The sequence below is a fragment of the Lentzea sp. HUAS12 genome (assembly GCF_024125735.1).
GTDB classification, from domain to species: Bacteria; Actinomycetota; Actinomycetes; order Mycobacteriales; family Pseudonocardiaceae; genus Lentzea; species Lentzea albida.
This window is the reverse complement of sequence record NZ_CP099738.1, coordinates 8,048,299-8,063,641: the sequence shown is the minus strand read 5'-3', so window position 1 is coordinate 8,063,641 and position 15,343 is coordinate 8,048,299. Positions and strand designations below refer to the sequence as shown.

Annotated in this window: 10 protein-coding genes; 7 read left to right on the top strand and 3 right to left on the bottom strand. The window is 69.8% G+C overall.

All coding sequences use genetic code 11. The features are described from left to right. The first annotated feature begins 22 nt into the window (after nucleotides 1-22). The 6 genes from ND450_RS37835 to ND450_RS37810 all read left to right on the top strand — a co-directional run bounded on the left by ND450_RS37835 (nucleotide 23) and on the right by ND450_RS37810 (nucleotide 10,922). Nucleotides 23-979 carry an ABC transporter ATP-binding protein gene (locus ND450_RS37835; RefSeq protein WP_089927279.1) on the top strand — a complete coding sequence of 319 codons (957 nt, stop codon included), beginning with the start codon at nucleotides 23-25 and terminating at the stop codon, nucleotides 977-979. Continuing rightward, nucleotides 979-1,851 (top strand): ABC transporter permease subunit, encoded by an 873-nt coding sequence (locus ND450_RS37830; protein ID WP_089927355.1) that lies wholly within the window; start codon nucleotides 979-981, stop codon nucleotides 1,849-1,851. Before ND450_RS37835 ends, ND450_RS37830 begins: the two co-directional genes overlap by 1 nt. Nucleotides 1,852-1,970: 119 nt before the next feature. After that, nucleotides 1,971-5,711 carry an ABC transporter ATP-binding protein gene (locus ND450_RS37825; RefSeq protein WP_253322923.1) on the top strand — a complete coding sequence of 1,247 codons (3,741 nt, stop codon included), beginning with the start codon at nucleotides 1,971-1,973 and terminating at the stop codon, nucleotides 5,709-5,711. Nucleotides 5,712-5,841: 130 nt separating this feature from the next. Next, nucleotides 5,842-6,672, top strand: coding sequence for a hypothetical protein (locus ND450_RS37820; RefSeq protein ID WP_253322922.1), 831 nt, complete (start codon nucleotides 5,842-5,844; stop codon nucleotides 6,670-6,672). A 293-nt stretch (nucleotides 6,673-6,965) separates the two neighbouring features. Beyond that, entirely contained in the window at nucleotides 6,966-10,661 is a 3,696-nt protein-coding gene (locus tag ND450_RS37815) for a multifunctional oxoglutarate decarboxylase/oxoglutarate dehydrogenase thiamine pyrophosphate-binding subunit/dihydrolipoyllysine-residue succinyltransferase subunit (RefSeq protein ID WP_253322921.1), read from the top strand. Nucleotides 10,662-10,742: 81 nt separating this feature from the next. Next, nucleotides 10,743-10,922: a DUF6104 family protein gene (locus ND450_RS37810; protein WP_089927292.1), complete on the top strand. Its 180-nt coding sequence runs from the start codon at nucleotides 10,743-10,745 to the stop codon at nucleotides 10,920-10,922. A 109-nt stretch (nucleotides 10,923-11,031) separates the two neighbouring features. On the opposite strand, the gene ND450_RS37805 is transcribed toward ND450_RS37810, so the two are convergent. After that, entirely contained in the window at nucleotides 11,032-12,024 is a 993-nt protein-coding gene (locus ND450_RS37805; RefSeq protein ID WP_253322920.1) for an aldo/keto reductase, read from the bottom strand. 52 nt (nucleotides 12,025-12,076) lie between these two features. Further along, nucleotides 12,077-12,961, bottom strand: coding sequence for a hypothetical protein (locus ND450_RS37800; protein ID WP_253322919.1), 885 nt, complete (start codon nucleotides 12,959-12,961; stop codon nucleotides 12,077-12,079). A 178-nt stretch (nucleotides 12,962-13,139) separates the two neighbouring features. Here ND450_RS37800 and ND450_RS37795 point away from each other — a divergent pair, with 178 nt between their 5' ends. Further along, entirely contained in the window at nucleotides 13,140-14,312 is a 1,173-nt protein-coding gene (locus ND450_RS37795; protein ID WP_371927518.1) for a S8 family peptidase, read from the top strand. 129 nt (nucleotides 14,313-14,441) lie between these two features. Here the strand turns inward: ND450_RS37795 and ND450_RS37790 are convergent, their stop codons facing one another. Beyond that, nucleotides 14,442-15,323 (bottom strand): hypothetical protein, encoded by an 882-nt coding sequence (locus ND450_RS37790; RefSeq protein WP_143091944.1) that lies wholly within the window; start codon nucleotides 15,321-15,323, stop codon nucleotides 14,442-14,444. Between the last annotated feature and the right edge of the window lie 20 nt (nucleotides 15,324-15,343).

Here is a 15,343-nt window from a genome sequence, read left to right as displayed (position 1 = left end):
CCTTTCAGGCAGGATGGGCCGCATGCATGACGGCAGCGGCCTCATCGCGGTCCAGAACCTGACCAAGCAGTTCGGTCCGGTGACCGCGGTGCAGAACCTGAGCTTCACCGTGTCACCCGGCAGCGTGACGGGCTTCCTCGGCCCGAACGGCGCGGGCAAGACGACGACCCTGCGGATGTTGCTGGGTCTCGTCAAACCCACGGGCGGCACGGCGACGATCAACGGACGACCGTTCCACCAGCTCGGCCAGCCCGGCCGCGTGGTGGGCGCGGTGCTGGAGGCGCAGGGGTTCCACCCCGCCCGCTCCGCCCGCAACCACCTGCGCGTGTACGCGTCGGCCATCGGCGTGCCGGACGCGCAGGCCGACCAGGTCCTCGGCCTGGTCGGCCTGGGCAGCGCCGCCGACCGCAAGGTGGGCGGGTTCTCGCTCGGCATGAAGCAGAGACTCGCGCTCGCCACCGCGTTGCTCGGCGACCCCCAGGTGCTCGTGCTGGACGAGCCGGCGAACGGCCTCGACCCCGAGGGCATCGCCTGGCTGCGCACGTTCCTGCAGTCGTACGCGCGCATGGGCCGCACGGTGCTGATCTCCAGCCACCTGCTGGCCGAGGTCGAGCAGACCGTCGACCAGGTCGTGATCATCTCGCGCGGCCAGACGATGTTCTACGGGCCGTTGGACCAGTTGCGGCAGTCGCAGCAGCGGCGCGTTCTCGTGCAGCCGTCGGACATCAACGCCCTCGCGAACGCCCTGCGCGCCGCCGGCGTGCAGATGATCGAGCAGCTGCCGGACGGCAGGCTCGCGGTGTCCGGTGTGGACTCGCGGCAGGTCGCCGACCTCGCGCTGCAGGCCGGTGTGTCGATCTACGGCATCCAGGAGGAGCAGATCGACCTCGAGCGGCTGTTCTTCCAGCTCACCAGTGGCCAGTACGCCGGGTACGCGCCCGCGCAGGCCCCGTTCAAGCAGCAGGGTGGGTGGGCCTGATGGGCAACCTCGTAGGAGCGGAGCTCCGCAAGACCACGACGACCGGCCTGTGGTGGGGCCTGTTGATCCCGACCGCGGTGCTGGCGCTCGGCTGGGGCCTCGCGACCGGCCTGCTGGGCCAGTTCTTCGTGGACTTCGCGTCGAGCGGTGACGTCGACGAGGTGTCGGACTTCCTCGGGGTCACGCCGGACCAGTGGAAGGTCTCGCTGTTCGGCATGGCACGGGCGATCAACATCTCGACGATCTTCCCGATGATCTTCGGCGCGATGGCGATCTCCGGCGAGATCAGCCGGCGCACGATCACGACGACGTTCCTGACGGCGCCGTCGCGGATGCACGCCCTGCTGGCGAAGATGCTGGTCTACGTGCTGTGGGGCGCGATCTACGGCCTCGCGATCATGCTGTTCCTCGGCATCGGCGTGGTCATCACCAGCGACTCGGGCCAGCTGCCGGACGCCGGCGGCTGGGCGATGCTGACGCTGGTCTGCGTGCTGTCGTCGATCCTGATGACGATGTTCGGCGTCGGCGTCGGCGCGCTGGTCCCGAACGTGGCCGGGGCGATCGTGCTCCTGCTGATCTACTTCGTCGTGATCGAGAACGTGGTGCACGGCGTGCTGGCGTACCTCCAGGTGCCGGCGGTGATCGGCTTCCTGCCGAACGGCTCCATCAACGGGCTCACCGGGTCGGTCGCGGTCGACCTGTTCCTGTCGTCGGCGGGTGTCGTGCCGACGGAGATCGAGGACGTGCTGCGGGCGATCGCGGGTGCGGCCGGGGCGCAGGACTGGTGGCTGTCGGGGATCGTGTTCCTCGGGTGGGCCGGGGTCGTGTTCGCGGGCGGATGGGCGGTCACGCAGTCCAAGGACATCACCTGACCTGACCTGCGGCCGGGACGCGTGGGTGGTCTTGCCGGGCCAGGTGGCGGGTGCGTTCGTGTGAGGCTCGTGCGGCCCGCACCACCCGCCTGACCTGCGGTCTTCGACGTCACAATTTTATGTCGGACCCCGAACGTACTGTGGGTCCCGTGACGAAGGGCTGGATCCGCCGACTTGCCGCGGCGTGCTGGCAGCACCCCCGCCTGGTGGTGCTGTCGGTGCTCGCCGCCGTCGTCGGCGTGGGGCTGCAGGCGGCGGGCCCGTTGCTGCTCAAGACCGCGATCGACGACTCGACGGGCGGCCGCACCGACAGGTTGTGGCCGCTGATGGTGGCGTTGGTCGTGCTGGAGCTGCTGACGTTCGGGTCGGCCTTCTTGCGCCGCTACCTGGGCGGGCGGCTGGCGCTGGGGGTGCAGCACGATCTGCGGCTCGGCGTGTTCTCCGCGGTGCAGCGCCTCGACGGTGCGAAGCAGGACGAGCTGCGGACCGGGCAGATCGTGTCGCGTTCGATCACCGACCTGCAGCTCGTGCAGTCGTTGCTGATGATGGCGCCACTGGCCATCGGCACGGTGGTGTTCGCGCTGGCCGCGCTGGCCGCGATGATCTACCTGTCGGTACCCCTGACGATCATCGCGGTGATCGTGCTGCCGCTGGTGGCGTGGCTCGCCGGGCGCACCCGGCTGACGTTGTTCCCGGCCACGTGGTCGGCGCAGCAGCGGGCGGCCGACCTGGCGCAGCACGTCGAGGAGACCGTCACCGGCGTCCGCGTCGTGAAGGGCTTCGGTCAGGAGGCGCGCGAGGTCGCGCGGCTGGAGAAGCACGCACGGTCGTTGTTCGCGGAACGCATGCGGGCGGCGCGGCTGTCGTCCAAACCGCTCGCGACGGTGACGGCGCTGCCGTTGCTCGGGCAGGTCGCGGTGCTGGGGCTGGGCGGCTGGCTCGCGCTGCACGGCCAGGTCACGCTGGGCACGTTCCTGGCGTTCACGACGTACGTGGCGAACCTCGTGGGGCCGACGCGGCTGCTGTCGAGCCTGATGGTGTCCGCCCAGCTGGCGCGCGCCGGTGTGGAGAGGGTCTACGAGCTGATCGACTCGCAGCCGGACGTGACGGACGGCCCCGGTGAGGTGCCGGACGGGCCGCTCGGGGTGTCGTTCTCCGGCGTGACGTTCGGGTACGCCCGCAGCGAGCCCGTCCTGCAGGACTTCTCGATCTCCGTCGCGCCGGGCGAGACGCTGGCGCTGGTGGGTACCGCGGGGTCCGGCAAGTCGACGGTGTCGTTGCTGCTGCCCCGGTTCTACGACGTGCACGAGGGCTCGGTCCGGGTCGGCGGTGCCGACGTGCGGACGGTGACGCTCGAGTCGTTGCGCGGCTCGGTGGGCGTGGTGTTCGAGGAGGCGTTCCTCTTCTCCGACACGGTGTTCTCGAACATCGCGTACGGGCGTCCCGACGCCTCGCGCGAGGAGGTCGAGCGCGCCGCGAAGGCCGCCGAGGCCCACGACTTCATCAACGCGCTGCCGCTCGGCTACGACACGGTGGTCGGCGAGCGCGGCCTCACCCTGTCCGGCGGTCAGCGCCAGCGCGTGGCACTGGCCCGCGCGCTGCTCTCCGACCCGCGGATCCTGGTGCTGGACGACGCGACGTCCGCCGTCGACAACGCGACCGAGGCCGCCATCCACGCGACGCTGGCGTCGGTCACGGCCCACCGCACCACTCTCCTGGTGGCGCACCGGCGGTCCACGCTGTCGCTGGCCGACCGCATCGCCGTCCTGGACGCGGGCCGCGTGGTCGACGTCGGCACGCACGCCGAGCTGATGTCCCGCTGCGCCCTCTACCGCGACCTGCTGGCAGGCCCTGGTGAGGCGATCGAGTCGGCCGCGCCCGTCCAGACCGGCGAGCTGTGGCCGACGCTGTCGCAGGAGGCCCTGGACGAGCGCCTGATCGCCGAGGCCAAGCCCTCGGCGCCCGCCGCGTCCAGCAGGCGCGGAGGAGGGGGCGGAGGCCCCGGTGGCGGCGGCATGGCGGCCCTGGCGGGCGGCCCGCCCACCCCCGAACTGCTGGCCCAGGTCCGTTCCCTTCCGCCCGCGACCGAGGTCCCGGTCCTGCACGGGGAAGACCCGCGCGCGCCCGACCCGGCGTTCCGCCTGGCCCGTCTCCTGCGCCCGGTCCGCTGGGCCCTGGGCGGCGTGGCGGCCCTGGTGGTGCTGGACGCGCTGGTGGGCGTGGGCATGCCCTCGCTGGTGCGCCTGGGCATCGACGGCGGTGTGGTCGGCGGCGCCGAGTCGTCGCTGTGGCGGGCCGTGGCCCTGGGCGTCGGCCTGGTCGTGATCGGCTGGCTGACGACGGCGGGCAGCACGGTCTTCGCGGCCCGGCTGGGCGAGCGCCTGCTCTACCTCCTGCGCGTCCGCAGCTACGCCCACCTGCAGCGCCTCGGCCTCGACTACTACGAGCGCGAGATGGCCGGCCGCATCATGACGAGGATGACGACGGACGTCGACGCCCTCTCGACGTTCCTGCAGACGGGCCTGGTCACCGCCGTGATCAGCCTGGTCACCGTCGTCGGCATCACCGCGGCCCTGGTCGTCACCGACACCTCGCTGGCGCTGATCGCCCTCTCGGTGCTCCCGTTCCTGATCGCGGCGACGGTGGTCTTCCAACGCCTCTCCTCGACCGCCTACGCGGAAGCCAGGGAACGGGTCAGCGCGGTCAACGCCGACCTCCAGGAGAACGTCTCGGGCCTGCGCACCTCCCAGGCCTACACGAGGGAACGCCGCTCGGCCGAGGCCTTCGCGGAACGCAGCGACGCCTACCGGCGCACCCGGCTGCGGGCCCAGCGCTACATCGCCACGTACTTCCCGTTCGTGGCCATGCTCTCCGGCGTGGCCCAAGCGGTGGTCCTCGCCGTAGGTGCCCACCGGGTGGCGACGGGGAGCCTGACGCCGGGCGTCCTGCTGGCGTTCCTGCTGTACCTGGGCCTGTTCTTCAGCCCGATCCAGCAACTCTCCGGCGTCTTCGACGGCTACCAGCAGGCGAGGGTCGGCCTCCGCCGCATCGGCGACCTGCTCCGCACCCCGAGCACCGTCGAACCCCCGGCCGAGCCCGTCGCGGTCCCGCCCCGCCTCCGCGGCGAGGTGGAGCTCCGCAACGTCACCTTCACCTACGCGGGCGCGGAAACGCCGGCCCTGGACGACGTGAGCCTCCACGTGTTCCCGGGCGAAACAGTCGCGCTGGTAGGCGAAACGGGCGCGGGCAAGTCCACCCTCGTCAAACTGGTGGCCCGCTTCTACGACGCCACCGAGGGCACGGTCCTGGTGGACGGCACGGACATCCGCACCTACGACCTCTCCCAGTACCGCCAACGCCTCGGCGTGGTCCCCCAGGAAGCCCACCTCTTCGGTGGCGACATAGCCGGCAACGTCGCCTACGGCCGCCCGGAAGCCACACAAGAGGAGATCGAGAAGGCGACAGCAGCAGTGGGTGCCCTCCCCACGATCGCCACCCTCCACAACGGCTTCCGCCAACCGGTGGGCGAACGGGGCGCCAACCTCTCCGCGGGCCAGCGCCAACTGGTGGCCCTGGCCAGAGCGGAACTGGTCAACCCGGACCTGCTGCTCCTCGACGAGGCCACCGCGGCCCTCGACCCGGCCACGGAATCAGCGGTCCTGGCGGCGAGCGACCACCTGACAGGCGCCAGAACCACCTTCGTCGTGGCCCACCGCCTGGCCACGGCGGCAAAAGCAGATCGAATAGTCGTCCTGGCCAACGGCCGAATAATCGAACAGGGAACGCACGCCGACCTCTTGGGGGCCAACGGCACCTACGCCCGCCTGTGGCGTCACGGCGACACCCCGGAAGCCGCCTGACAACAGTGGAAGGCGCGGCGACGAGCAGCACGCTCGGCGCCGGTCCACCCGCGCCCGCACTCCGATGCTCCAGGGGCCGAGCCGGCCTGGCCACAACCCGACTCCCCGAACCGACCCCAGAGGTGCCCCCATGCCGCCCCGCCCCACCGTCCTCTACGTCTCCGACCTCTCCTACCAGGCCAGGGGGCGCCGCTACTGCGACGAGGACATCTACCTGACCTCACAGCTCAGACAGTCCTTCGACCTGGCCGTCTGCCACCCGCAGGACGTCACCGCCCTCATGGCGGGCTTCGACACGGTCGTCGTCCGCAACAGCGGCCCGGTGATCGAGTACCCCACCGCCTACGCCCGTTTCCGCGACCAGGCCGCGGCCACGAACCAGCGCGTCTACAACCCGCTGACCGGCAAGGCCGACATGGCCGGCAAGCAGTACCTGATCGACCTGACCGCCCTGGGCCACCCGGTCATCCCGACGGCCGGCCAGAACGACCTGGCCGGACTCCCCCAGGCCGACACCTACGTCGTGAAGCCCAAAGCCGGCGCCGATTCGCACGGCCTGGAGTTCGTCGGAGCGGGCGATCTCCAGAACCACCTCGCGCGGAAAGCCGGAACCGAGGTCCTGGTCCAGCCGAAGATCGATTTTCGGTACGAGGTGTCGTTCTACTTCGTGGACCACGACTTCCAGTACGCGTTGAACGCACCGGACCCGGCCCGGCGCTGGGAGCTCGCGAATTACACGCCGAGCCGGGAAGACCTGGAGTTCGCGCGGGGGTTCGTCGAGTGGAACGACCTCGGCCACGGCGTCCAGCGCGTCGACGCGTGCCGCACGCGCAGCGGTGAGCTGCTGCTCGTCGAACTGGAGGACCTGAACCCGTACCTGTCGCTGGACCGGACGAGCGACGCCACCAGGGCCCGCTTCGTCGAGGCGATGACGGCCTCGATCCGCGGTTCACTGACCTGAACAAGATCAATCCACGAAGCGGCCTGCTTGTACCTATCGTGAACTGATCACTGCACTCGGTGCGTAAGCCCGTCCAACGGCACAGCGCGCAATACCCGAAAGGAGGTGACGTGGTGAGACGCACCTCAAGAATTGCTCAACTGCGGGTGACGGCAGGCCCGTCCTGATCGATCCTGTGACAGAGCACTCCTTGCCAGGTGCCTCCAGCGTGTGAAGGCCCTCGCTGGGGGGACTAACCTGACTACCGCATGAGTCACCACCAAGAGCGAGATGGATAGAGGCGAGCGCCAGCCGTGTCCAGCAGCAGTCCTGCGTCACAATTCGGGCCGAACGAGTGGCTCGTCGAGGAGATGTACGAGCAGTTCCTCGCGGACCCGTCATCCGTAGACCCGGCATGGCATGACTTCTTTGCCGACTACAAGCGTGCGGGCGGCAACGGCAGTGCCGCCACGGCCAGCGCGGGTGGCTCCACGGCCACCACGACCGCGACCGTGACGCCGCCGGCCGCCGAGAGCAAGCCCGCGCCCGCCGCCGCACCCAAGCCTGCCGCGCAGCCGCAGCCGAAGCCGGCGGCCTCGTCGCTGCCCTCCACCGGCAAGCCCGCGCCGCAGCAGGCCGCCAAGGCCAAGCCGGTCACGCAGAGCGCGCAGCCCGAGCAGAAGCAGCTGCGCGGTGCCTCCGCCGCGATCGCGAAGAACATGGAGCTGTCGCTCACCGTTCCGACCGCGACCAGCGTGCGCGCCGTGCCCGCCAAGCTGCTGGCCGACAACCGCATCGTCATCAACAACCACCTGAAGCGGACGCGCGGCGGGAAGGTCTCCTTCACGCACGTCATCGGCTACGCGGTCGTCCGGGCGCTGCAGGCGTACCCGAACATGAACCGCCACTACGCCGAGGTCGACGGCAAGCCGTTCGTCGTCACGCCGGAGCACGTGAACTTCGGCCTCGCGATCGACCTGCCCGGCAAGGACGGCAGCCGCACGCTGGTCGTCGCGTCGGTCAAGGGCTGCGAGAACATGACGTTCACGCAGTTCTGGCAGGCCTACGAGGACCTGATCCGCAAGGCCCGCGCCGGGTCGCTGACGGCGGACGACTTCTCCGGCACCACGATCTCGCTGACCAACCCGGGCACGATCGGCACCAACCACTCGGTGCCGCGCCTGCAGGCCGGTCAGGGCGCGATCATCGGCGTCGGCGCGATGGAGTACCCCGCGCACTTCCAGGGCACCAGCGAGCAGGCGCTCACCGACATGGGCGTCAGCAAGATCATCACGCTGACCAGCACGTACGACCACCGCATCATCCAGGGTGCGGAGTCGGGCGAGTTCCTCAAGCGCGTGCACCAGCTGCTGCTCGGCGAGGACGGCTTCTACGACGACATCTTCGCGTCGCTGCGCCTGCCCTACGAGCCGATCCGCTGGGTCGCCGACATCCCCGAGGGCGCCGTCGACAAGACGGCCCGCGTCATCGAGCTGATCGACGCGTTCCGCACCCGCGGCCACCTGATGGCCGACACGGACCCGCTGAACTACCGCCAGCGCTCCCACGCCGACCTGGACGTGCTGAGCCACGGCCTGACGCTGTGGGACCTGGACCGCGAGTTCCCGGTCGGGGGTTTCGCCGGCAAGGAGCGGATGAAGCTCCGCGACATCCTGGGCGTGCTGCGCAACTCGTACTGCCGCACCGTCGGCGTCGAGTACATGCACATCCTCGAGCCCGAAGAGCGCCAGTGGATCCAGGAGCGCGTCGAGGTCCCGCACGAGAAGCCGCCGGCCACCGTGCAGAAGTACATCCTCAGCAAGCTCAACGCCGCTGAGGCCTTCGAGACGTTCCTGCAGACGAAGTACGTCGGCCAGAAGCGCTTCTCGCTCGAGGGCGGCGAGACCGTCATCCCGCTGCTCGACGCGGTGCTCGACAAGGCCGCCGAGCACGAGCTCGACGAGGTCGTCATCGGCATGCCGCACCGCGGCCGCCTGAACGTGCTCGCGAACATCGTCGGCAAGCCGATCTCGCAGATCTTCCGCGAGTTCGAGGGCAACCTCGACCCGGGCCAGGCGCACGGCTCCGGCGACGTGAAGTACCACCTCGGCGCCGAGGGCAAGTACTTCCGCATGTTCGGCGACGGCGAGACCAAGGTGTCGCTGACCGCCAACCCGTCGCACCTCGAAGCGGTCGACCCGGTGCTCGAGGGCATCGTGCGCGCCAAGCAGGACCTGCTCGACAAGGGCGGCGACTTCTTCCCGGTGCTGCCGGTCGCCATGCACGGTGACGCGGCGTTCGCCGGTCAGGGTGTCGTGGCCGAGACGCTGAACCTGGCGCTCGTGCGCGGTTACCGCACCGGTGGCACGGTCCACATCGTCGTGAACAACCAGGTCGGCTTCACCACCGCGCCGGAGAACTCGCGGTCCTCGAAGTACTCGACCGACGTCGCGAAGATGATCGGCTCGCCGGTCTTCCACGTGAACGGCGACGACCCCGAGGCCTGCTACTGGGTCGCGAAGCTGGCCGTCGAGTACCGCCAGGCGTTCGCCAAGGACGTCGTGATCGACATGGTCTGCTACCGCCGCCGCGGCCACAACGAGGGCGACGACCCCTCGATGACGCAGCCGGCGATGTACGACGTGATCGACCAGAAGCGCTCGGTGCGCAAGACCTACACCGAGTCCCTGATCGGCCGCGGCGACATCACGGTCGAAGAGGCCGAGAAGGCGCTGCAGGACTTCTCGAGCCAGCTGGAGCACGTCTTCAACGAGGTGCGCGAGCTCGAGAAGCACCCGGTGAAGGCCAGCCCGTCCGTCGAGGCCGAGCAGCAGATCCCGGCCAAGCTCCCCACGGGCATCAGCCGCGAGACGCTGGAGCACATCGCGGACGCCCACGTGAACCTGCCGGAGGGCTTCACGCCGCACGCGCGCGTCAAGCCGGTGCTCGACCGCCGCGCCAAGATGGCGCGCGAGGGCGGCATCGACTGGGCGTTCGCCGAGCTGCTCGCCTTCGGTTCGCTCGCGCTGGAGGGCCGCAACGTCCGCCTGGCGGGCCAGGACTCGCGCCGCGGCACGTTCGTGCAGCGCCACGCGACCCTGATCGACCGCAAGACGGGCGACGACTACACGCCGCTGCAGAACCTGTCGCCGGACCAGGGCAAGTTCATGGTCTACGACTCGGTGCTGTCGGAGTTCGCCGCGCTCGGCTTCGAGTACGGCTACTCGGTCGCGAACCCGCAGGCGCTGGTCCTGTGGGAGGCGCAGTTCGGTGACTTCGTCAACGGCGCGCAGCCGATCATCGACGAGTTCATCTCGTCCGGTGAGGCGAAGTGGGGTCAGCGTTCCGACGTCGTGATCCTGCTGCCGCACGGCCACGAGGGCCAGGGCCCCGACCACACGTCGGGCCGCATCGAGCGCTGGCTCCAGCTGTGCGCCGAGGGCTCCATGACCGTCGCGGTCCCGTCGACCCCGGCGAACTACTTCCACCTGCTCCGCCGCCACGCCCTCGACGGCGTCGACCGGCCGCTCGTGGTGTTCACGCCGAAGTCGATGCTGCGCCTCAAGGCCGCCGTGTCCGGCACGGACGAGTTCATCAACGACCGCTTCCACTCGGTGATGGACGACCCGACCATCAAGGACCCGAACGCGGTCACGAAGGTCCTGCTGTGCAGCGGCAAGATCTCCTACGAGCTGCACGCCGAGCGCGAGAAGCGTGGCGGCGGCGACGTGGCGATCGTGCGCGTCGAGCAGCTCTACCCGGTCCCGGCCCGCAAGCTGACCGAGACCCTGGAGCGCTACCCGAACGCGAAGGACGTCCGCTGGGTCCAGGAGGAGCCGGCGAACCAGGGTGCCTGGCCGTTCTACGGCCTCGCCCTCCCGGAGCTCCTGCCGGAGCACCTGGGCACCGTCCGCCGCGTGTCGCGCCGCCCGATGGCCGCCCCGTCGGCCGGTTCGAGCAAGGTGCACGAGGTCGAGCAGCGCGAGATCATCACCCGCGCGTTCGAGTAAGCCGGTACCGCAACGATCGAGCCGCCGGATCCCCCAGGGGTCCGGCGGCTCGTTTTTCAAGCCACCACAGGAGTTCTGCGCATGTACCACACCGACCGAGGCATCGAGGAACTGGAGAAGCGGCGCGGCGAGGAGGAGGTCACCTTCGCGTGGCTCGCCGACAAGCTGCGTGAGTTCGTCGACGCCAACCCCGAGTTCGAGACGTCGATCGAGCGCTTCGCCACCTTCCTGGCGCGCGACGACGACGACTTCGAGGACTGACCTCCGCCAACCAGCAGTGGTCCACCTCCCCCCGTTCTGACCCCACGTCAGGGGACACTTCGTGCACACGAAAGGTCCCCGGCGTGCAACCGAGAAGGCGGGGGGTGGCCTACCAGGCGTAGGCCTCCGGCGCGGGCTTCGACCCGTTCGGAGCCGGTGCCGGGAACAGCTCGTCGAGCTTGGCCAGCACGTCCGCGTCGAGCTTCAGCTCCGCCGCCCGCAACGAGTTGTCGAGCTGCTCGCCGGTGCGCGGGCCGATGATCGGCGCGGTGACCCCGTCCTGGTGCAGCAACCAGGCGAGGCCGACGTTGGCCGGGTCCTCGCCGATCTCCGCGCACAGCTTCTCGTACGCCTCGATCTGGTCGCGGCTCTTCTCCAGCGCATCGGCGGAACGCCCGGACGCGGACCGAGAAACCCCGCCCTCGCGCTGCTTGCGCAGCACGCCACCGAGCAACCCGCCGTGCAGCGGCGACCACGGGATCACGCCGAGACCGTAGTGACGAGCGGCCGGCAGGACCTCCAGCTCGACCCACCGGGTCATCAGGTTGTAGATCGACTGCTCCGACACCAGCCCGAGGAAGCCGCGGGTGCGCGCGGCCTCGGCGGCCTGGGCGATGTGCCAGCCGGCGAAGTTCGACGAGCCGAAGTAGATGACCTTGCCCTGCTGGCGCAGGACGGAGAAGGCCTCCCAGATCTCGTCCCACGGCGTCAGCCGGTCCACGTGGTGCATCTGGTAGAGGTCGATGTAGTCGGTCTGCAGGCGCCGCAACGACTCGTCGCACGCGCGGCGGATGTTGAGGGCGGAGAGCTTGGTCTCGTTCGGCCAGTCACCCATGCTGCCGTAGAGCTTGGTGGCGATGACCGTCTTCTCGCGGCGCGTGCCGCCCTGGGCGAACCAGTTGCCGATGATGTTCTCGGTGACGCCCTCACCCTTCTTCCAGCCGTAGACGTTGGCCGTGTCGAAGAAGTTCAGGCCGTGTTCGTGGGCGCGGTCCATGATCGCGTGGCTGTCGGCCTCGGAGGTCTCGGGACCGAAGTTCATCGTGCCGAGGCACAGGCGGGAGACGGACAGGCCGCTGCGACCGAGCTGGGTGTACTCCATGGCGTTCACCCTGCCCCCAAAGGACGTCGTGTGCCACGTGGAGCTGCTCCAGCTACTCCCACTCCCACCTGATGCCGTACACGTGACCTGCCATGGCCTCGTGCACGACGATGTGCGCTGAGGCTGTTGTACCGATCCAGAGTTCGCCGGTGTCCACGGCGGGGGCGTCGGGGGCGACGCGGTAGAAGCTGTTGCACCGCACGGGAACCGCGTCGGGGTGGAATTCCACCTCCAGCACGTGCTCCCGCAACGCGCGGACGAACGTGCGGTCGGCGGACGAGCTGTCGGCGCCGGGGTCGGCGATCATGCGCAGGTCCACCAGAGCGGTGTCGCCGGCGCGCAGCACGCGGTCGAGGATCACCTCGGCGACGATCAGCTTGTTCACCTCGTCGCGGCGCACGCGGCCGATGCGGCACGACTTCGAGGCGATGATCTCGCCCGCCGAACGGTCCGTATCGTCGGCGGTCTTCGAGACGAGGATCCTGTCGACGCCGTCGTCGAACGCCTCGATCACCGCGCTCGACCTCATCTCGACCTCGCGGCGGTCCGGTCCGATGATCGCCAGGTCTCGCACGGCCAGGTACTTCGCGGGCGCGGCGGTCAGCCGGTCGACCCTGGCGATGGCGCGGCCCAGGTCGAGGGCGGCCTCCTGCCAGATGCCCTCCAGGGCGGCGACGCGCTCGACCCACCGGCCGCGCGGGCGCCTGTCGCCCAGCTGACCGGTCAGCGTGCCCGGCGCGAGCCGCAGGACCTCCTCCAGCACCGCGACGGCGTGCAGCGACTCCGGGCGTTCGGGACGGCTGCGGCCGCGGCGCCAGTAAGACAGCGTCGACAGGCTCACCTGCACGCCGCGCGCCTCCAGGTGGTGCTGGACCCGCTCCAGGCTGAGGCCGCTCGCCTCCACGGCCCGCGTCAACGCGTCAGCGAATCCCGCCACTCCCCGATGCTACGGCCAGTGATCGAATTCGGCCCGCCCGACCACGACGAGTGCCCGAAAACGGTTTACAACACAGTTTTGACAGTATTGAGAACCGAAGTTTCGAACCTGTTATCCGAAGCACATGCCGCGTTAGTTTCTTCGTGTTCCCCAGTTCATTCCCTGCCAGGAGGAACTCATGGCACTTCGGCGTCATGTCGCCATCGCGGCGGCATTGGGCATCGCTTCCACGGCGATGTGGACGCCCACCGCGATCGCCGAGGAAGCGGTGCTGCCCGGCGCGGGCGCCCAGGCGGTCGAGGGCAGCTACATCGTGGTCCTGAAGGACGGAGCGCGCACCCCTGCCAGCGCGTTGGCGTCCCGCTACCAGGGCAACGTCAAGCACACCTACAGCAGCGCGCTGAACGGGTTCTCCGTCACCGGGATGTCCGAACGACAGGCGCGTCGGCTCGCGGCCGACCCCGACGTGGAATTCGTCGAGCGGAACACGTTCGCGACGATCCAGGCCACCCAGACGAACCCGGTGTGGGGCCTCGACCGGATCGACCAGGCGAACCTCCCGCTCAGCAACTCCTACACCTACCCGAACACCGCGTCGAACGTGACGGCGTACGTTCTCGACACCGGAATCAGGAAAACCCATTCCGAATTCGAGGGCCGCGCGACCGACGGTTACGACTTCATCGACAACGACTCCGTCGCGCAGGACTGCCAGGGCCACGGCACGCACGTCGCCGGCACGGTCGGCGGCAGGACCTACGGCGTCGCGAAGAAGGCCAAGCTCGTCGCCGTCCGCGTGCTCGACTGCAACGGCAGCGGCCCGTGGGACGGCATCATCCGCGGCATCGACTGGGTGACGGCCAACGGCAAGAAGCCCGCCGTCGTCAACATGAGCCTCGGTGGCAACGGCACGAACGCCTCGCTGGAGAACGCCGTCCGGCGCTCGATCAACGCGGGCTTCACCTACGTGCTCGCGGGCGGCAACAGCGGCCAGGACGCCTGCAACTTCACGCCGGCGCGCACGGCGGAGGCGATCACCGTGGGCGCGTCCGACCGCAACGACAGGCGGTCGATCTGGAGCGCCGGCTCGTCGAACTGGGGCAGGTGCCTCGACATCTGGGCGCCGGGCAGCGACATCGTGTCCGCGTCGCACAGCAACGACACCGGCACGCGGTCGATGGGCGGCACGTCGATGGCCTCCCCGCACGTCGCCGGAGCGGCCGCGCTCTACCTGAGCGCGAACCCGTCCGCGACGCCCGCCCAGGTGCGCAACGCCCTGGTCGGTGCGGCAACGCCGAACAAGCTGACCGACGTCAAGACGGGTTCTCCGAACCTGCTGCTGAAGGTCTAGGGACTTGCCGTCGCCGCCTCCCTGCGGCGGCGACGGCCATCCTGAGCGCCCTCGATGAGCAGGCCGATTGCGGCTCGGCCGGGCACATCGATCGACTGGGGGCGCTTGCGGTGGGAGTGGGAGTAGCGGCTACTCCCACTCCCACCGCACTCCATAGATCCCGGGCTTCGAGTTCCGCACGTGGATGTGCGTCGAGGCCGTGGTCCCGATCCACAGGTCGTTCAGAGCGGTCTCCGGCTCGTGCAGCGACGGCCGGGCGAACTGGAAGCAGCGCGCGGGCACGGCGTCCGGGTGGAAGCCGATCTGCAGCGTGTAGTCGTTCACGGGGCGCAGGAACCGGCGGTCGCAGACCTCGCTGTCCGCGCCGGGCCTCATCCGGACCGTGTAGTCGACGAGAGCGGTCTCCCCCGCCCGGAGCATCCGGTCGAAGAGGATCTCCGCGACGAGGAACCCCGTCGAGTCCTCGCTGCGCACCCGCCCGAGCCGGCACGGCGGCCCCGCCTCGATGGACGGCACGCCGAGGTCCGTGGCGTCGGCCAGCTGGATCGCGAGGAACCGGTCGACACCGTCCTCCAGCGCCTGGATCACGCCGGTGCAGTGGTTCGACACCTCACGGCGGTCCGGCCCGATCACCTGCCGGTCCTGCACGCTCAGGTACGTCGTCGCCGTCGGCTGCAGCCGGTCGATCCGCGACATGACCTCACCGAGGTCGGTGGCCCGCGAGTCCCACATGTCCTCCAGGGACAGCGACTGGTCCACCCAGCGCCCGCGCGGCCGCTTGTCGCCCAGCCGGTCGGTCAGGAAGCCCTCGCCGAGCTCGAGCAGTTCCTCCAGCGCGGCGACGACCTTCAGCGACTCGGGGCGCTCCGGGCGGCTGCGGCCGCGGCGCCAGTAGCTGAGCGTCGAGATGCTCACCTGCATGCCGCGGGCGGCGAGGTGGTGCTGGATGCGCTCGAGGCTCAGGCCGCTGTTGTCGACGGCTTTCGTCAGCGCCTCCGCGAAATCCACCACGGGGACACCGTACGGCCCCG